Here is a 17,699-nt window from a genome sequence, read left to right as displayed (position 1 = left end):
ATGCGGGAGGCCGACGAACAGTACTTCGAAACGCTCGAAACCCAGCTCGAAGCCGCCTTCGATGTCGCAGAACGGGCCAAACAGCGCGGCGGCGATCCGAAGCCGGAAGTCGAAATCCCGACCGCGCGCGACATGGCCGACCGGGTCGAGAACATCCTCGGTATCGACGGCGTCGCCGAGCGGGTGCGAGAACTGGAGGGCGAGATGTCCCGCGAAGAGGCCGCGCTGGAACTGGTCGACGACTTCGTCGAAGGGACTGTCGGCGACTACGACAGCCGTGAAGGGAAAGTCGAAGGCGCGGTCCGGACCGCCGTCGCCCTGCTGACCGAGGGTGTCGTCGCCGCCCCCATCGAGGGAATCGACCGCGTCGAGCTGCTGGAAAACGACGACGGCACGGAGTTCATCAACGTCTACTACGCCGGCCCGATCCGCTCGGCCGGCGGAACAGCACAGGCACTCTCGGTGCTGGTCGCTGACTACGCCCGGGCACTGCTTGGCATCGACCAGTACAAGGCCCGCGACGACGAGATCGGCCGCTACGCCGAGGAAATCGACCTCTACGACAAGGACACCGGCCTCCAGTACTCCCCGAAGGAGAAGGAGACGAAGTTCATCGCCGAGCACATGCCGATCATGCTGGACGGCGAGGCAACCGGCGACGAGGAGGTGTCGGGTTACCGCGACCTCGAACGCGTCGACTCGAACTCGCCGCGTGGCGGGATGTGTCTGGTGCTGGCCGAGGGAATCGCGCTGAAAGCGCCGAAAATCCAGCGCTACACCCGAAACCTCGATGAGGTCGACTGGCCGTGGCTGCAGGACCTCATCGACGGGACCATCGGCAAGGACGAGGACGACCAGGAGGACGGCGCAGAAGACGAGAACGGCGACGACGCGAGCGGGGGAGCCGACGACGACAGCGAGGACGACGCCGAGCAGGCTGGCCCGCCGCGCGTCGACCCTGCCGACAAATACCTCCGGGACCTCATCGCCGGCCGCCCGGTGTTTTCCCACCCGTCGAAGGCGGGCGGCTTCCGACTCCGGTACGGGCGCGCGCGAAACCACGGGTTCGCCACTGCGGGCGTTCACCCGGCGACGATGCATCTGGTCGACGATTTCCTCGCGACCGGCACGCAAATCAAGACCGAACGACCGGGGAAAGCCGCCGGCGTCGTGCCGGTCGACACCATCGAGGGGCCGACAGTTCGCCTCGCCAACGGCGACGTGCGACGCATCGACGACGCCGAGGAGGCGCTGGAAGTCCGCAACGGCGTCGAGAAGATACTCGACCTGGGCGAATACCTGGTCAACTACGGGGAGTTCGTCGAGAACAACCACCCGCTCGCACCGGCCTCCTACACCGTCGAGTGGTGGGAGCAGGACCTCGACGCCGCGGGCGCGGACGTACAGGCGATGCGGGACTCGCCACATATCGACCTCGCCGACCCCAGCGCCGAGGAAGCCATCGAGTGGGCCACCGAGTACGACGCCCCGCTGCACCCGAAATACACCTACCTCTGGCACGACGTGAGCGTCGACCAGATGTGTGCGCTCGCCGACGCCGTCGCGGACGGCCGAGTCGCACAGGCCGACGGCGCGTACGCCGATCCGGACGCTGAGAACGCAGCGGGCGGTGGTGCCGGCAACGACGGCCCGGCCAGCGACGACGGCGCGCTTGTCCTGCCCCGCACCGACGCCGTGCAGGAGACGCTCGAACACCTGCTCGTCGAACACACGCAGGACGACGACACCGTCGCGGTCACCGACTGGGTCCCGCTGGTCCGAACGCTTGGGTTCTCCCGGTCGCTGGAGCGCGACTGGACGCCGTCGGACCTCTCCGAGCGCGCCGGAACCTACGGTGACAGCGAGTCCCTCGATGCCATCGGCGTCGCCGAGGACGCCGAGCGCGAAGACGGCCAGAACGCCATCAAGGCGATCAACGAAATCGCGCCGTTCCAGGTCCGAGAGCGCGCCCCGACTCGCATCGGTAACCGGATGGGACGCCCCGAGAAATCCGAGCGCCGGGACCTCTCGCCGGCCGTCCACACGCTCAGCCCCATCGGCGAGGCCGGCGGCGCACAGCGGGACGTGGCCAAGGCGACGAAACACGCCGACGGGATGAGCGACACACCCGGCCGCGTCGAGGTGGAAATCGCCCGCCGGCGCTGTCCCGACTGCGGGACCGAGACACACGAGGCGAACTGTTCGGAGTGCGGCGGGACCACCGAACCGGTGTACGTCTGTCCCGACTGCGAAGCCGAGGTCGAACCGGACGAGTCCGGCCGCGCGGAGTGTTCGCGGTGTGAGACGCTCGCCTCGCCGACCCAGTACAAGACCCTGGACCTGCAAGAGGCCTACCGCGACGCGCTGCAACACGTCGGCGAGCGCGAGACGGCCTTCGACCAACTGAAAGCCGTCAAAGGACTTACCTCCGAGGAGAAGGTCCCCGAACCGATGGAGAAGGGTATCCTCCGGGCGAAACACGACGTGTCGGCGTTCAAGGACGGAACGGTCCGCTACGACATGACGGACCTCCCGGTGACGGCGGTTCGTGCCTCGGAACTGGACGTGTCTGCCGAGCGGCTTCGCGGCCTGGGCTACGAGGAAGACATCCACGGCGATCCGCTCACCCACGACGACCAGTTGGTCGAACTGAAAGTGCAGGACATCGTCCTCTCGGACGGCGCGGCCGAACACATGCTCCAGACCGCTCGCTTCGTCGACGACCTCTTAGAGCAGTACTACGGGCTGGAGCGCTTCTACGAGTTCGACGACCGCGAGGACCTCGTCGGCGAACTCGTGTTCGGGATGGCCCCCCACACCAGCGCGGCGACGGTCGGCCGCGTCGTCGGCTTCACTTCGGCGGCCGTCGGCTACGCGCATCCCTACTTCCACGCTGCTAAGCGTCGGAACTGCTTCCACCCGGAGACGAAACTCTGGTACGAAGACGAGAGCGGCGAGTGGCGCTACGACGATATCGCGACACTCGTCGAAGAGTACCTGGACAACCCGACCGAAGACGACTTCGGAACGCTCGTCGAGGAACTTGACGGCGAGGTCCGGGTCCCTTCGTTAGACGACGACGGAAACGTTGTTCGAAAGCCGGTCGAAGCGGTGTCAAAGCACCCGTCGCCGGACCACCTCATCACCGTCGAAACGCGGAGCGGTCGAGAGGTGACGGTCACGCCAGACCACGAGATGCACATTTTCGACGGCGACGGGCTGGCGAGCAAACGAGCGAGCGAACTGACGACGAGTGATTCGTTAGTGAAACCGTCACAGGTAGCTGTGCAAGGCTCCGCACCTCGGTACGACCTCCTCAAGGAGTTCATCGACTGCGACGAGATACCCGACGAATCGCTTATCGTGAAAGGCGTCGCCAAGGAGACACTCTACGACCTGTTTACAGATGCGCTCGAAGCAGACTGGGAAGGGACGTTCTATCCGCTAAAGAGCACCGCGGAGTTCCTCGGTCTCAGCAAGAAGGCGCTGAGTAACTACCTCTACCGAGAGAGTTTGCCCGTCTCCCTACTTATCGATCTACTCGGATCAGCGGATGCCGTCGTCGAACAGATCCCCGACGATATCAGGCTCGGCATGAAACGGGATTCCGTCGAGATCGACCGGTTCGTCGATTTAGACGAGGACCTCGCAACACTGCTTGGCTACTACACGGCAGAGGGGTTTGCTCGCGAACAGTCGACGGCGAAAGGGACGATTCACCAAACGACGGTGTCGGGTGACGAAACAGAGGCACGCGACTTCTTCGTCGAGACGTTCGAAGACGCGCTCGGCGTCGACGCCTACCGGGAGAACGACGTGAAAGTCACCGTTTCGGGGCGACTCCCGCGCGTGTTCTTCGAGACGGTGCTCGACTGTGGGACGAGTGCAAGAGACAAGCGGGTCCCGTCGTGCATCTTCGACGCCCCCGATGATCTCGTTGCCGCGTATCTCAGCGGCTATTTCAGTGGCGATGGGACGGTTGCGAAAAGCGCCTTAGAGGTATCAGCGACGACAGTCAGCCGGGAACTGAAAGAGGATCTGCTCGCATTACTCACGCGGCTTGGTATCACAGCGCGAGTTACTACCACTGACCCGGTTCCGCTCGTCGAGAAATTCCCGGATTTCTACGATATAGACGACAATTCGATGTCCGCACGGTCGTACATCCTGCACATCACGTCGACCGATGCCATTCGTTTCGCTGAGACGGTCGACCTGCACCTCTCGCGAAAACGAACGCGACTGGTGGAACACGTAAATGAGACGACGCCGACTGGGCGACGGGTTTTCGACGGCGGGAGTGGAGAGTATCTGGTCGACGAGATTACCGAGATCTCGCCAATCCGATCCGACGTTGACCACACGTACTGTCTCACTGTTGCTGACACACACTCGTTGATTGCGAACGATACCTCGCAAAAGCAGTGTGACGGCGACGAAGATTGCGTCATGCTCCTGATGGACGGCCTGTTGAACTTCTCGAAGTCCTACCTCCCGAACCAGCGGGGCGGGCAGATGGACGCACCGCTGGTGATGTCCTCGCGCATCGATCCAAGTGAGATCGACGACGAGGCCCACAACATGGACATCATGGACTCGTATCCGCGCGAGTTCTACGAGGCCACCCGCGAGATGCGGGACCCAACGGAAGTCGAGGACGTGATGAAGATCGCCGAGGAGACGCTGGGGACCGACCGCGAGTACACCGAGTTCCGCCACACCCACGACACGGCGAACATCGCCGCCGGGCCGGACCTCTCGGCGTACAAGACGCTCGGCTCGATGGAGGACAAGATGGACGCCCAGCTGGAGATTTCCCGGAAGCTCCGGGCCGTCGTCGAGAGCGACGTGGCCGAGCGCATCATCGAGTACCACTTCCTGCCGGACCTCATCGGGAACCTCCGGGCTTTCTCCAGACAGGAGGTCCGGTGTCTGGACTGTGGCGAGTCGTTCCGCCGCGCGCCCCTGACCGGCGACTGCCGGGAGTGTGGCGGTCGCGTCAACCTCACCGTCCACGAGGGGTCGGTCAACAAGTACATCGACACGGCCATCCGCGTCGCCGACGAGTTCGGTGCGCGGGACTACACGAAACAGCGGCTCAAGATCCTCGAACGGAAGATCGAATCTGTGTTCGAGAACGACCACAACAAGCAGTCAGGCATCGCGGACTTCATGTAAACGACAGCGTCACCCGGACCTCTCAGGGCGACTGACGGGCGCGTGACGACCGTCCGACGGGTGTTTTTGGCCGTGGCGGCCCTGGCACGGGTATGGCCTCGTCCCGCGATTCAGCGCCGCTGTTTGACTCCGGGGACCGGTCGGGACCCCCGTTACCGTCGACCCGACAGACGCCCAGCACGATCTATCAGATACAGATCGCGCTACTGCGCTCGCAGGTGGCAACACTCGAAACCGCGCTCGAACAGGAGCGCGAGCAGCGGCAGGCCGTCGTCGACCGCTACGAGCGCGTCATCGACGGACGGTAAGCCGCAACTGGCTTTCAAAAGAGTTCTACTGCGATTACTCGTCGCCGAGTTCGACGTAGGTCGTCTCGATGATGCGGTCGTCGGCGTTCAGGCGCTCGATGAGATCGTTCGGAGGCTGTTCATCGAGGTTGTAGACGGACAGGGCCTCCCCGCCGATGGTCTCGCGGCCGTTGAACATCCCGGCGATGTTGATGTCAGCCTTCCCCAGCTCGGAGCCGATGAAGCCGATAGTACCGGGTTCGTCCTTGTTGCGGACGACCAGCATGTGGCCGTGGGGGACGGCCTCGATGCGGTGGTCGTCGATGCGGACGATACGGGGTTCCTCGCCCCCGAACTGGGTCCCACAGACTGACACCGACTTCTCGCCGTCGGAGACGGTGACGGTGATGAGGCTCTGGTAGTCCTCGGAAGAGCGGGTCTTGGACTCAGTCACGTCGATGCCGCGGTCTTCGGCGATCTGGGGCGCGTTGACAGCGTTGACCTGGAGGTCGGAGGGCGCGAACACGCCTTTCAGCGCGCTGGCAGTGACGTACTCCACGTCCTGCTCGGCGATGTCGCCCGCGTAGGAGACCTCGACTTCGGACATGTGGCCGTCGAACAGCTGGACGGCGATACGGCCAGCGGTGTCGGCAAGGTCGAGATACGGCCCGACCTGCTTGAACGTCGCCTCGTCCAGGGACGGCGCGTTCAGGGCGTTAGCGACGGGCTGGCCGTTGGCCGCGGCGATGATCTGGTCGGCCGTGGAGGTGGCGACGTTCTCCTGTGCGGCCTCCGTCGACGCGCCCAGATGGGGCGTGAGGATGATGTCCTCAACGTCGAGCAGCGGGCTGTCCTCGGGCAGTGGTTCCTCGCCGAACACGTCCAGTGCCGCGCCTTTCAGGACGCCGTCCTCGACGGCCTCAGCCAGGGCCGGCTCGTCGATGATGCCGCCGCGGGCGCAGTTGACGACGTAGCCGCCTTCGAGTTCGGCGAGTTCCTCCTCGCCGATCATGTTCTCGGTCTCGGGGGTCAGCGGCGTGTGGATCGTGATGAAATCGGACTTGGCGAGACAGTCATCGAGGTCGTCGACCAGCTCCGCGCCGAACTGGTCGGCGCGCTCCTGGCTGATGTAGGGATCGAACGTGACGATGTCCATACCCAGGCTGCCGAGCCGCTTTGCGACCTGCTGGCCGACGCGGCCGAAGCCGACGACGCCCAGCGTCTTGTTGTTGACTTCCGTGCCGAGGAACTCGCCTTTGGCCCACTCGCCGGCTTTCAGGCGGTCGTGGGCCTGCGGGATGGAGCGTGCGGTCGCAAACGCCATTGCGACGGAGTGTTCGGCGGCAGCGCGGACGTTGCCCTCCGGGGCGTTGGCGACGATGACGCCGTGGTCCGTGGCGGCGTCGATGTCGATGTTGTCCACGCCGATGCCCGCCCGGCCGACGATGATGAGGTCCGGGGCAGCCTCGAAGACCTCCTCAGTAACCTCGGTGCCCGAGCGGACGATGAGCGCGTTCGCGTCGGCCACCGCATCGAGGAGCGCGTCACCCTCGACCTCGTAGGCTGTTTCGACATCGTGACCCGCTTCACGGAGTCGTGTGAGACCGGCATCAGCGATAGGATCCGTAACGAGTACCTTCATATCGAGTCGAACTTACCGGGGCGGCATAACGCTTGTTTTCTCCGCCCGGGCGAGCGCACGCGGTGGCCGGGAGCGACGCGCTGCCGAAAGAGTGGTCTACCGGATGACTCGTTGGGAAGAAGGATCTGCAGTCAGCAGCCGGTGGCGACCTATCGCCAGGCCGGCAGCGAAGCAGCGTCCGCGAGCGGGGTTGTGAGATAGGCGTCGTCTCGGGTCACATCGGCGACGATGAGCTGGTCCGTTGGACCCTCTTCGACGGACGCCATGATTTCTCCGTCCGCGGCCATCTCAATCGGAGCGACAGTATCCGACTCCATGCATGATAATATGTAACAACCCTATAAAAATTTAGCGAAACCCGTAGAGGGGAGAGGTTCACGCCTTCGGCAGGAGTCTGACAATAGTACGAATCCTGTCAATATAGGCATGGTCCGGTTCATGGGCTAACATAGTTAAATCCTTATAATTCAACGTTCAGTAGGTGAGGAGCCGATTCTGATCATGCGAAGATACGGATATCAAATATACCAGAAGACGAAGTTGTTCGGCCCACCAGGTTCGGGAACCGTCAGTACGACCAATGACACTGGTCGGCAATCGCTCGCTCATCGAGGGGTGGAGCAGGCCGCGGCGGATCAGTCGGGTCCGGAAAACGGACGGATGTTAAGGACTTAGTAGATGCGGGGAGGAAGTTCTGGCAGTATGAACGTCGCAGACGCTATGACGCCACGCTCGGAGGTCGTCACGGTCACCATTCCCGGTACCCGTGACGACGCACTGGAGTACCTCCAAGAGCAGGCCTTCTCGTCGGTCCCAGTCATCAAAGAGACCGACGACGGTGAGGAGTTCAGAGGGATTATTTCGCGCGATGCACTCATCGAGAGTCCCGACGAAGACCAGCTAGCTCTACTTGTCGAGGAAGTCCCGACGATTAGCGGGGACACGTCTATCGAAGCCGCCGCACAGGTAATGGTCGAGGACGGCGAGCGCCGCCTCCCTATCGTCGACGGCCGTCTGGAAGGGATCATCACAGTCACTGACGTGATTCGGTCCATCGCCAACGGCGATGTCGGAGGCGACACGGTTGTCGGTGACCTCGCCAACCGAGACATCAACTGCGTGTACGAGGGCTCCCCGCTGACTGTCGCCGAGCGGGAACTCTCCCACGCGAACGTCCCCTACGGGGTGGTACTGGGCGACGACGGCGACATGTCGGGGATGCTCACCGAAGTCGACATCATTGCCGTCGCTCGCGTCGTCGAGGGCGAGGACGACACCGGCGACTCCATCGCCAACCAGGACGACGACTGGGCCTGGGAGGGGATCAAAGCCGTCGGCGGGCGGTACATGCCTACCCGCAACGTCGAACTCCCGGTCGAACCCGTCCGCGAGTTCATGACCGCCGATGTCGTGACGGTGAACAAGCGCCGCACCGCCGAGGAGGCGGCCCAGCTGATGATCGAACACGACATCGAACAGATCCCGCTGCTGTCGGGTGACGAACTCACCGGTATCGTGCGGGACATCGACCTGCTGCGAGGCCTATGAGCGAAGGCGAGCGTCTCACCGAGCTGGCGAAGCGTCGCGGCTTCTATTTCCCCTCTTCGAGCGCCTATGGCGGCGCGGCGGGCTTCTGGACCTACGGCCCACAAGGCGCTGCGCTGAAATCGAACATCGAGGACGCCTGGCGGGACCGCTACGTCGTCAAGGAAGGTCACCAGGAAATCTCCGCCCCCGACGTGATGCCCGAGCCCGTCTTCGAGGCCTCGGGCCATCTCGACGGCTTCGACGACATGATCGTCGAATGCGGCGAGTGCGGTGCGACTCACCGCGCCGACCATCTCGTCGAGGACAACACGGACATCGAGGAGGCTGAATCACTCCCCAACGAGGCGGTGATGGACCTCATCGCCGAACACGGCATCGAGTGTCCCTCCTGTCACACGTCCCTGGCCGACCAGCCGGTCGACAACTTCAACCTGATGTTCGAGACGAACATCGGGCCGGGGTCGTCGTCGCCGGGCTATCTCCGCCCGGAGACCGCACAGGGCATCTTCGTGGAGTTCCCGCAACTCTCGGAGTACGCCCGCAATCAGCTCCCCTTTGGCGTCGCCCAGATCGGCAAGGCCTACCGGAACGAGATCTCCCCGCGGAAGTCGCTGGTCCGCGTCCGGGAGTTCACCCAGGCCGAACTCGAACACTTCATCGACCCCGAGGAAGACGAACCGCCGCTGGACGAGGTCGAAGACGTGACGCTGCCGCTGTACTCCGCCGCGGCACAGGAGTCCGAAGACGGCGGCGAACGCGAACTCACGGTTCGTGCGGCCGTCGACGAGGGCGTCGTCGAGAGCGAGTGGGTCGCTTACTACCTCGGCGTCTCGAAGGAGTGGTACGAGCGCATCGGCGTGGATATGGACCGCTTCCGCTATCGGCAGCATCTCGCGGGTGAGCGCGCCCACTACGCCTCCGATTGCTGGGACGCCGAGAGCGAGGTCGACGGCGACTGGATCGAGATTACCGGCTTTGCCTACCGGGGCGACTACGACCTCTCGAAACACGCCGAACACTCCGGCGAGGACTACACGGTGTTCAAGCAGTACGACGATCCGATCACCGTCGAACGGGCGACTGTCGACCCCGACATGAGCTACCTCGGGCCAGAGTTCGGCAGCGATGCCGGCGCAGTCGCCGACGCGCTCGAAGCGCTGGCCGAGCGCGACCCCGATGCCTTCGACGGCGATGAGGTCACCGTCGAGATTGACGGCGAGTCCCACACCGTCCCTGTCGAGGAGACGAACTTCAGCGTCGACGAGGTCACCGAAAACGGCGAACACATCCGGCCACACGTCATCGAACCCTCCTTCGGCGTGGGACGGATCATCTACACCGTCCTCGCACACGCCTACGAGACCGACGAGGTCGACGGCGAGGAACGGACCTACCTCGACCTTCCGCCGGAGCAGGCTCCGACGACGGTCGGCGTCTTCCCGCTGATGGATAAGGACGGGATGGCCGACCTCGCGACTGACATCGCCGAGGACCTCCGGGCCGCAGGGCTTTCGGTCACCTACGACGACTCCGGAGCCATCGGCCGGCGCTACCGCCGGCAGGACGAGGTCGGGACGCCCTACTGCGTCACTGTGGACTACGAAAGTCTCGAAGACAGCGAGGCGCAACGCGCCTCGGACAGCGCGAGCGGCGATGAGCCGCGAGCGGGAACAGTCACAGTACGTGAGCGGGACACAACCGAGCAGAAGCGCCTCTCCATCGACGGCCTCGCCGACCGGCTCGAACAGCTCGCAACCGGCGACCTCACCTTCGACGACCTGTAGATGGCCGACGAGGTATCCCGTCGACTCGTCCACGTCACCGGCGCGACGGTGCCGGTTGCGCATCTGCTCCGGCCGGATCTGATTACGTGGCGCGTCGTCCAGGGGTTCCTAGCTGTGGCGCTGGTCGTCGTCGTCGTTCTCGAAGCCGTGCGGCTGACGACCGGGCTGGACTGGGTGGTGTACGACCGGCTCACTCGCGAATATGAGCAGGACAACCCCGCCGGCTACGCGCTGTACATCGTCGGGATGGCCATCGTCGCCTTCGCCGTGGGACTACCGGGCGTGACCACCGACATCGCCGTCCCGGCGATGCTGATGCTCGCTATCGGCGACCCGATCAGCGGCCTGCTGGGTTCCAGCGACGCCAGCAACGTCAAACAGGCCTGGGTGCTGCTGGTGATGTTCGGCGTCTGCACGCTGCTCGCGTCGCCGTTCGTCTCAACCGCTGCGGCAGTCCTCGGCGGCGCGGCAGCAACGTTCGCCGACGGCGTCAAGCCGCGTATCGCCGGCTACGTCATCGACGACAACTTCTCGATTCCGGTGCTGGGCGCGCTGGCGATGTGGGTCGGCGTCCAGTATCTGCCAGGGCTCGGCCTCTGAAGCCGCTCATTCACTTTCACCGCGGTATCTGAACCCTTAACCACCGCGGGGCCGAACGCGTGAGTAATGGCGACCACCGACGCCGGTGGCGAGTACGTCGAGCGCCCGCTGGTGACGCCGGAGTTTCTGGAGAACCGTCGGTATCAGACCGAACTGGCGGCGACAGCGAGCGCCGGCCACACGCTCGTCTGTCTCCCGACCGGCCTTGGCAAGACGACCGTCTCGCTGCTGGTGACTGCCGAGCGGCTGAACGCCGTCGGCGGGAAAGCGCTGATGCTGGCCCCGACGAAGCCGCTAGTCCAGCAACACGCCGAGTTCTACCGCGAAGCGCTGGAAATCGACGACGATGATGTCGTCGTGTTCACCGGCGAAGTCCGGCCCGACGACCGCGCCGCGCTGTGGGAGGACGCCCGAATCGTCATCGCGACGCCACAGGTCGTCGAGAACGACCTCGTCGGCAACCGCATCTCCCTTGCCGACGTGACCCACTGCACCTTCGACGAGTGCCACCGGGCGACCGGCGATTACGCCTACAACTACATCGCCGACCGCTACCACGCCGACGCCGAAAACCCGCTTGTGACGGGGATGAGCGCCTCCCCCGGCGACGACGAGGAGGCGATACTCGAAGTGTGTGAGAACCTCGGGCTGAGCGAGGTTGCCGTGATGACCGAGGATGACGCCGACGTGGCCGAGTTCACCCACGACACCAGTGTCGACTGGAACCGCATCGAGTTACCTGAAGTCGTCGTCGAAATCCGCGACGCCATCAACGAGGTCATCAAAGACCGTCTCTCGCAGTTGAAGGAACTGGGCGTCACCAACAAGTCCTCGGCGGATATCTCCGAACGGGAGATTCAGCAGATTCAGGGCCAGTTGCGGGACCTGATGAACAACGACCAGAGCGAGGGCTACCAGGGGATGAGTCTCCTCGCGGAGATTCGCAAGCTCCGGACCGCCGTCACGTACGTCGAGACCCAGAGCGTCGAGTCCCTGCGGCGGTACTTCGAGCGGCTGAAGGAGGCCGCCCGCTCCTCGGGTGCGTCGAAGGCCGACCAGCGCCTCGTCAGCGAGCCGAAAGTACGGGAGGCGATGCGGAAGGCCGACAGCTATGATGACCTGCATCCGAAGTTCCGCCAGACCCGGATGTTGCTCGCCGAGACGCTGGGCATCGAGAACGGCGAGCGCGTCATCGTCTTCACGGAGTCACGGGACACCGCCGAGACGCTCGTCGACTTCCTCTCGGACCACTTCGAGACCGAGAAGTTCGTCGGCCAGAGCGACACCGACGGGAGCGAGGGGATGACACAGAGCCAGCAACAGGAGACGCTGGACCGGTTCCGCAACGGCGAGTTCGAGGTGCTCGTCTCCACCTCCGTCGCCGAGGAGGGCCTGGACGTGCCGGAGGTCGACCTGGTGCTGTTCTACGAGCCGGTCCCGACCGCGATTCGAGCCATCCAGCGCAAGGGCCGGACCGGCCGACAGGCCGAGGGCCGCGTCGTCGTCCTGCTGGCCGAGGACACCCGCGACGAGGCGTATTTCTGGAAAGCCCGCAACGACCAGAAGCGGATGAAACGCGAGCTGAACGAACTCAAAAGCGTCGCCGGCGAACTGGAGGCCCGCCTCGACCAGACCGGGCTCAATGAGTATGAGGAAGAGAGCGAGGACGGCGACGCGTCCGACATCGAGGGGACGGCTTCGAGTGGAACTAGCGACTCGGAAACCGCCAGACAGCAGTCTGATTCCACTGGAAACGCAAGGGGTAGCGCAGCTAACAAGTCAGCAGATGAGAACGACGACGGCGACGGCCAGGCCGGGCTGGACGCCTTCGCAGACGACCCGTCGGAAGCGGCCGATAGCGACGAGAGAGCAGGAGAGGAAGGTAGTAGCGAAACGCCGGACGATGCGACGGTCGCCACCGCCGGACGCGACGACGAGGACGACCCCGTCGAAATCGTCGCCGACCAGCGGGAACTCGACTCGAACATCGCCCGGGATCTCTCGACACGGGACGGCATCGAGACCCGACTCGAAACGCTGGCCGTCGGGGACTACGTCCTCTCGGATCGCGTCGTCGTCGAGCGCAAGACCGTCGCTGACTTCATGGACACGCTGACCGGGGGCGACCGGTCGATGTTCGAGCAGGTCGGGGACGCCACGCGCAACTACGCCCGTCCCGTCGTCGTCATCGAGGGCGAGGACCTCTTCGGTGCGCGCAACGTCCACCACAAGGCGATTCAGGGCGCGCTCGCGTCGCTGGCGGTCGATTTCGGCGCGAGCGTGCTGCGGACCAGCGACGAGGACGAGACCGCCGACCTGCTGGAAGTCATCGCCGAGCGGGAACAGGAGGTGGCCGACCGCGAGGTGAGCGTCCACGGCGAGAAACAGTCCAAGACCCTGCCGGAACAACAGGAGTACGTCGTTGCCGCCATCGCCGAAGTCGGCCCGGTGACCGCGCGCACGCTGCTAGAGGCCTTCGGCAGCGTCGAGGCGGTGATGACCGCCGAGAAGGAAGACCTGCTTGAGGTGTCCGGCATCGGCGACGTGACCGCCGACCGGATCCGGGAAGTCATCGCCAGCGACTACGAGCCGTAGCCGTTCAGAACCGCGCCGCTTCGAGCGCGTCCGCCGCTTCTCGGGCCGCCTGGAGATGTTCGCGAGCCTCGCGTGGGTTGTCGGTTGCTGCGGCGCGCTCGGCGAAGCGGTGGACGGTTTGGGCCAGTAGCCCCGTTGCGGCGTCGAGATCCGCCGCAACGTCGTCAGACCCGCTCCCGGACGCGGCAGTCTGTCGAGCCGAAACGGGGGGGACCTGTGTCGGTGTCTCAAACTGCGCCTCGTTCGCAGGCTGTCTGCCAGTCTCCGGTGAGTCGTCTGTTCGAGCGGTCTGTGGCCCTGGTTCCGGGTGGTCTGACTGCTGGGTTGGCTGATTGCCCCCCGCTTCGGGTGGAGCGGCCGGGTCGTTCGTCGACGGCGTGGCGTTGGCCCCGGTTTCAGGTGGTGACTGTGACGCTGGGTCAGATTGGGCGTTCACGGCCTCCTGCTGTTCGGGTTCATCCGTCGCGTCAGGTGCATTTTCGCCCGTCTCCTCGTCCGCCGCGCCGAACTGCACGCGGGCCTCGTTGCTTGGGTCGGCGACTTCGATCTGGTCGCTGTCGTCGGCCTGCTCGTCGGTGTCCGCCGAATCTGCGCCGTTTTTCTGGGCGTCACGGGCGACCGGTTTCTGACAGGTGGGGCAGAACTCCTGGCCGTCGTAGCGGAAGATGGGATCGCCACACTCGCTGCAGTGGGCGTTTGTCATCGTCGCGCCCTTCAACAGGAGTTCGCTCATCTGCTCGGTCGCCGCCCGATTGTCCTCCTCTTGTTCGAATTTCTCGCGGAGTTTCTCGCGTTCGGCTTCCTTGTCGAAGTCGCTCATACGTGTCACAACGCCGCGGGGCTGAAAACAGTTTACGGGTGCGAGATGCCGATACTGGCTGAACGACGACCGACGAAATCGGGGTTTCGACACGTTTAACGTTCGCGCCCGAGCGTTTGCGAATGGTATGACAAAGGTAAGCGTAGTCGGCGCAGCCGGAACGGTCGGCGCAGCCGCAGGGTACAACATCGCGCTTCGGGACATCGCTGACGAAGTCGTCTTCGTCGATATCCCGGACAAGGAAGACGACACGGTCGGGCAGGCCGCCGACACGAACCACGGCATCGCCTACGATTCGAACACGCGCGTCCGCCAGGGCGACTACGAGGACACCGCCGGCTCGGACGTGGTGGTCATCACAGCCGGGATTCCACGCCAGCCCGGCCAGACCCGTATCGACCTCGCCGGCGACAACGCGCCGATCATGGAGGACATCCAGTCCTCGCTGGACGAGCACAACGACGATTACATCTCGCTGACGACCTCGAACCCCGTCGACCTGCTCAACCGCCACCTCTACGAGGCCGGCGACCGCTCGCGCGAGCAGGTCATCGGCTTTGGCGGCCGCCTGGACTCCGCGCGGTTCCGCTACGTGCTGAGCGAGGAGTTCGACGCGCCGGTCCAGAACGTCGAAGGAACGATTCTCGGGGAACACGGCGACGCGCAGGTCCCCGTGTTCTCGAAGGTCCGCGTCGACGGCACCGACCCCGAGTTCAGCGACGACGAGAAAGAGCAGTTGCTGGGTGACCTGCAGGAATCGGCGATGGATGTCATCGAGCGCAAGGGCGCGACCGAGTGGGGGCCGGCCCGCGGCGTCGCACACATGGTCGAAGCCATCATCCGCGACACGGGCGAGGTGCTGCCGGCCTCGGTTAAGCTCGAAGGCGAGTTCGGCCACGAGGACACCGCCTTCGGCGTCCCGGTCCGCCTCGGAAGCAACGGCGTCGAGGAGATCGTCGAGTGGGACCTCGACGACTACGAGCAGGACCTGATGGCCGAGGCCGCAGAGAAGCTTTCGGACCAGTACGACAAGATCTCGTAACGGTCGCGACCGTCGGGTTTCGGGACAGCGTTCGTCCCGCTATTTTACCGTCTCTGTCGCTACTGGTGTGAAAGACAGAGCGATGACTGCGATTGGCGCGCCCTGACGAACCTGACCGTTATGCGGGGTCGTCCTGGTCGTCGAGCAAGTCGCTGTCGCGTCCGTCGTCGTCGATATCAGCACCGAGGAGTGAGGCCCACTCTTCGAGGTGTGAGTTTGCTGTCGAAAGGTCCCGGTGGCTCATGGCGTTATCGGAAGCATCCACGGCATATTATATAATGGTTGTGCCGGCGTTGATACGCAATGCTGGGTGCAGCGGTTCTACGGCGTAATCCGTGACTGGCGAAGCAGTTAAAACGGCAACACGACTGTGCCGGTCACTCGGACCGGATGGTTTCCGGGACCTGAATCGAGTAGTGCCCGTCTTCCTGTAGCGCGATGATGTACTCCTCGCGGTCGTACAGTTCCATCAGATTCAGTTCGTACTGACCGGGTTCCAGCACTTTGATCGACTCGAACTGGTCGTTGAGTTCCGCGCGCAGTTCTTCGAGGTCGGGGCGGTCCTCCCGGTCGGGGTCCTCCGGTGGGTCGGGGTCCGCTCCAACGGGACGGAACTGGTGTTCAGATTCGGACGCCGACGGCACGTCGGAGGGGAGTTCGTCGGGTTCGACGATGTCCCCGCGGGCACTGGCCTGTGCCGAATCCTCCGTGGTCGACGTGCGCTCGGGTTCGGTTGACGGCGAGTCAGGAGTGTGGGATGGGTCACTCGGCTGTGAGTCAGCCGACCGGTCGGTGTCGGGGTGGGACCGACCACCGGGGCGGTTCCCGTCGGTCCCAGAGCCACTGACGAAATCACGCACCGATGCGGCGGTCTTGCCAACGGTCCTGGCGACGGAGCTGTCGGGTCCCGGCGGTTCCGGTGGCTCCGCGTCCGGCGTCTCGGAGATGTCGGCTCCCTCTGGCTGGTACTGGAACTTGTTCCCGCCGCAGTTGGGACAGCCCGAGAGCATCTCCTTTGACCCGTCGTCGAAGCCACGGCCACAGTCCGTACACTGGTGGGGCATTATTTCCGGGAGACGAGCGCGCTGATGAGCGTTTCGTCCTTGTGGAGCGTCTCAATCTGGTTTGCCGGCCCGATGACCGTCAGTTTCTGCGTCGACTGTTTGCCCATCAGGCGGTCAAGGATGCTGGCGTCGGCGGCCTCGGACTTGGGGTAGGTCTCGATCTCGATGCCGTTGAACTCGTCCGGGCTGATTTCGGTCATCGTCACCTCGATGAGGCGGGACTCCTCGTCCGGGGAGAGTCCTTCCTCAAGGATGACGATGTTGCCGTCACGGACGCCGTCGAGAATCATCCGGATCTTCTCCATCGAAGCCAGGCCGGCCATGCGTTCGCCGCTGATGAGGTCGATCTGGACGCCGTCGTCTGGGTCTTTGACTTCTGCCATTATATCACCCGAAGTACTCCGCGATTTTGTCGTAGACTTCGTCCATGTTATCTCCCTCAAGCGCCGAGAGCGGAATGGTCTCGTGCTGGGGGTAGGCGTTTCGGATGCGCTGGACGGAGGACTCCTCTAAGTCGATCTTGTTCGCGAGGATCAACACCGGGAGGTCCTGGCTCTCGATGATGCCGATGAGCATGGTGTTGACCTGCGTGAACGGGTCCGTCGCGGAGTCAAGTACGTAAATGACGCCGTCGACATCCTCCCGGAGCCAGTGCATCGCTTCGGCGACACCCTCCGTCGCTTCGCGCGAACGGCGGACAGCGTCGTCTTTCTCCATGTCGTGTTCGAGGAACTCGGTGTAATCGACCTTCGTCGTCACGCCGGGCGTGTCGACGATGTCGATTGTCACTTTCTTCCCGTCGCGTTCGATCTCGACGTTCTCCTTTCGGCGCGCACGGCGAGTCTCGTGTGGAACGTGACTCTCCGGACCAACAGCGTCACCGGTCCAGTCCCGTGCGATGCGGTTCGCCAGCGTCGTCTTGCCGGCGTTTGGCGGACCGTAGATACCGATACGTTTCGGATCCTCTTCGGAGAACAGCGTCGATGCCGCCCGTGAGATGCTATCTTTGAGGTTTGTTAACAATCCCATCCTATCCTCCCGCCGCCCGGAGTCGTCCGGTATGGCGGCTCTGCCCGTAAAAGATAGGCGAATTCACTTAAGCCTACGTCAGACATTAGTTCGATTGTTGACGTGAGAGG

The 17,699-nt window shown here is 64.1% G+C and carries 14 protein-coding genes; 7 read left to right on the top strand and 7 right to left on the bottom strand.

Translation table 11 applies throughout. The features are described from left to right. Entirely contained in the window at positions 1–5,178 is a 5,178-nt protein-coding gene (locus Harman_RS08340) for a DNA polymerase II large subunit (RefSeq protein ID WP_137683347.1), read from the top strand. 92 nt (positions 5,179–5,270) lie between these two features. After that, positions 5,271–5,486, top strand: coding sequence for a hypothetical protein (locus tag Harman_RS08335; protein WP_137683346.1), 216 nt, complete (start codon positions 5,271–5,273; stop codon positions 5,484–5,486). Between the two features lie 34 nt (positions 5,487–5,520). Here Harman_RS08335 and serA read toward each other — a convergent pair whose 3' ends face one another. Then, entirely contained in the window at positions 5,521–7,107 is a 1,587-nt protein-coding gene (gene serA, locus Harman_RS08330; RefSeq protein WP_137683345.1) for a phosphoglycerate dehydrogenase, read from the bottom strand. Positions 7,108–7,256: 149 nt separating this feature from the next. Then, complete coding sequence (locus Harman_RS21485) at positions 7,257–7,424, bottom strand: DUF7556 family protein (RefSeq protein WP_200830860.1); 168 nt, start codon at positions 7,422–7,424, stop codon at positions 7,257–7,259. Positions 7,425–7,809: 385 nt separating this feature from the next. On the opposite strand from Harman_RS21485, the gene Harman_RS08325 reads away from it, so the two are divergent. The 4 genes from Harman_RS08325 (at position 7,810) to Harman_RS08310 (ending at position 13,634) form a co-directional block, all read left to right on the top strand. After that, the gene (locus Harman_RS08325; protein ID WP_137683344.1) at positions 7,810–8,655 is read left to right on the top strand and encodes a CBS domain-containing protein; all 846 of its coding nucleotides are present in this window, start codon (positions 7,810–7,812) and stop codon (positions 8,653–8,655) included. After that, on the top strand, positions 8,652–10,439 hold the full coding sequence (gene glyS / locus Harman_RS08320) for a glycine--tRNA ligase (protein ID WP_137683343.1): 1,788 nt from the start codon (positions 8,652–8,654) through the stop codon (positions 10,437–10,439). Before Harman_RS08325 ends, glyS begins: the two co-directional genes overlap by 4 nt. Further along, on the top strand, positions 10,440–11,039 hold the full coding sequence (locus Harman_RS08315; RefSeq protein WP_137683342.1) for a dolichol kinase: 600 nt from the start codon (positions 10,440–10,442) through the stop codon (positions 11,037–11,039). 66 nt (positions 11,040–11,105) lie between these two features. Further along, positions 11,106–13,634, top strand: a complete 2,529-nt coding sequence (locus Harman_RS08310) for a DEAD/DEAH box helicase (protein ID WP_137683341.1) — start codon at positions 11,106–11,108, stop codon at positions 13,632–13,634. 4 nt (positions 13,635–13,638) lie between these two features. Here the strand turns inward: Harman_RS08310 and Harman_RS08305 are convergent, their stop codons facing one another. Then, positions 13,639–14,454 (bottom strand): Sjogren's syndrome/scleroderma autoantigen 1 family protein, encoded by an 816-nt coding sequence (locus Harman_RS08305; protein ID WP_137683340.1) that lies wholly within the window; start codon positions 14,452–14,454, stop codon positions 13,639–13,641. A gap of 127 nt (positions 14,455–14,581) precedes the next feature. Here Harman_RS08305 and mdh point away from each other — a divergent pair, with 127 nt between their 5' ends. Next, positions 14,582–15,496, top strand: a complete 915-nt coding sequence (gene mdh, locus Harman_RS08300) for a malate dehydrogenase (RefSeq protein ID WP_137683339.1) — start codon at positions 14,582–14,584, stop codon at positions 15,494–15,496. Positions 15,497–15,614: 118 nt separating this feature from the next. Here the strand turns inward: mdh and Harman_RS21950 are convergent, their stop codons facing one another. The 4 genes from Harman_RS21950 to Harman_RS08285 all read right to left on the bottom strand — a co-directional run bounded on the left by Harman_RS21950 (position 15,615) and on the right by Harman_RS08285 (position 17,589). Continuing rightward, positions 15,615–15,740, bottom strand: a complete 126-nt coding sequence (locus Harman_RS21950) for a hypothetical protein (protein WP_268812796.1) — start codon at positions 15,738–15,740, stop codon at positions 15,615–15,617. A 133-nt stretch (positions 15,741–15,873) separates the two neighbouring features. Next, positions 15,874–16,560: an OapC/ArvC family zinc-ribbon domain-containing protein gene (locus Harman_RS08295; protein ID WP_137683338.1), complete on the bottom strand. Its 687-nt coding sequence runs from the start codon at positions 16,558–16,560 to the stop codon at positions 15,874–15,876. Continuing rightward, positions 16,560–16,943, bottom strand: a complete 384-nt coding sequence (locus Harman_RS08290) for a DUF2073 domain-containing protein (RefSeq protein ID WP_004517591.1) — start codon at positions 16,941–16,943, stop codon at positions 16,560–16,562. The genes Harman_RS08295 and Harman_RS08290 overlap by 1 nt, the downstream gene beginning before the upstream one ends. A gap of 4 nt (positions 16,944–16,947) precedes the next feature. Then, positions 16,948–17,589, bottom strand: a complete 642-nt coding sequence (locus Harman_RS08285) for an Era-like GTP-binding protein (RefSeq protein ID WP_004590329.1) — start codon at positions 17,587–17,589, stop codon at positions 16,948–16,950. Positions 17,590–17,699: the final 110 nt, after the last annotated feature.

This window comes from Haloarcula mannanilytica (genome assembly GCF_005406125.1).
GTDB classification, from domain to species: domain Archaea; phylum Halobacteriota; class Halobacteria; order Halobacteriales; family Haloarculaceae; genus Haloarcula; species Haloarcula mannanilytica.
Note: the sequence above shows the minus strand (reverse complement) of the source record. Positions and strands in the feature narration are given on the sequence as shown.

Excerpts from the sequence above, each read along its gene's own strand:
- Harman_RS08315 (WP_137683342.1), top strand. The coding sequence starts at position 10,440 with ATGGCCGACGAGGTATCCCGTCGACTCGTCCACGTCACCGGCGCGACG.
- glyS (WP_137683343.1), top strand. The coding sequence starts at position 8,652 with ATGAGCGAAGGCGAGCGTCTCACCGAGCTGGCGAAGCGTCGCGGCTTC.
- Harman_RS08295 (WP_137683338.1), bottom strand. The coding sequence starts at position 16,560 with ATGCCCCACCAGTGTACGGACTGTGGCCGTGGCTTCGACGACGGGTCA.
- mdh (WP_137683339.1), top strand. The coding sequence starts at position 14,582 with ATGACAAAGGTAAGCGTAGTCGGCGCAGCCGGAACGGTCGGCGCAGCC.
- Harman_RS08340 (WP_137683347.1), top strand. The coding sequence starts at position 1 with ATGCGGGAGGCCGACGAACAGTACTTCGAAACGCTCGAAACCCAGCTC.
- Harman_RS21950 (WP_268812796.1), bottom strand. The coding sequence starts at position 15,740 with ATGAGCCACCGGGACCTTTCGACAGCAAACTCACACCTCGAAGAGTGG.
- Harman_RS08305 (WP_137683340.1), bottom strand. The coding sequence starts at position 14,454 with ATGAGCGACTTCGACAAGGAAGCCGAACGCGAGAAACTCCGCGAGAAA.
- serA (WP_137683345.1), bottom strand. The coding sequence starts at position 7,107 with ATGAAGGTACTCGTTACGGATCCTATCGCTGATGCCGGTCTCACACGA.
- Harman_RS08325 (WP_137683344.1), top strand. The coding sequence starts at position 7,810 with ATGAACGTCGCAGACGCTATGACGCCACGCTCGGAGGTCGTCACGGTC.
- Harman_RS08290 (WP_004517591.1), bottom strand. The coding sequence starts at position 16,943 with ATGGCAGAAGTCAAAGACCCAGACGACGGCGTCCAGATCGACCTCATC.
- Harman_RS08310 (WP_137683341.1), top strand. The coding sequence starts at position 11,106 with ATGGCGACCACCGACGCCGGTGGCGAGTACGTCGAGCGCCCGCTGGTG.
- Harman_RS21485 (WP_200830860.1), bottom strand. The coding sequence starts at position 7,424 with ATGGAGTCGGATACTGTCGCTCCGATTGAGATGGCCGCGGACGGAGAA.
- Harman_RS08335 (WP_137683346.1), top strand. The coding sequence starts at position 5,271 with ATGGCCTCGTCCCGCGATTCAGCGCCGCTGTTTGACTCCGGGGACCGG.
- Harman_RS08285 (WP_004590329.1), bottom strand. The coding sequence starts at position 17,589 with ATGGGATTGTTAACAAACCTCAAAGATAGCATCTCACGGGCGGCATCG.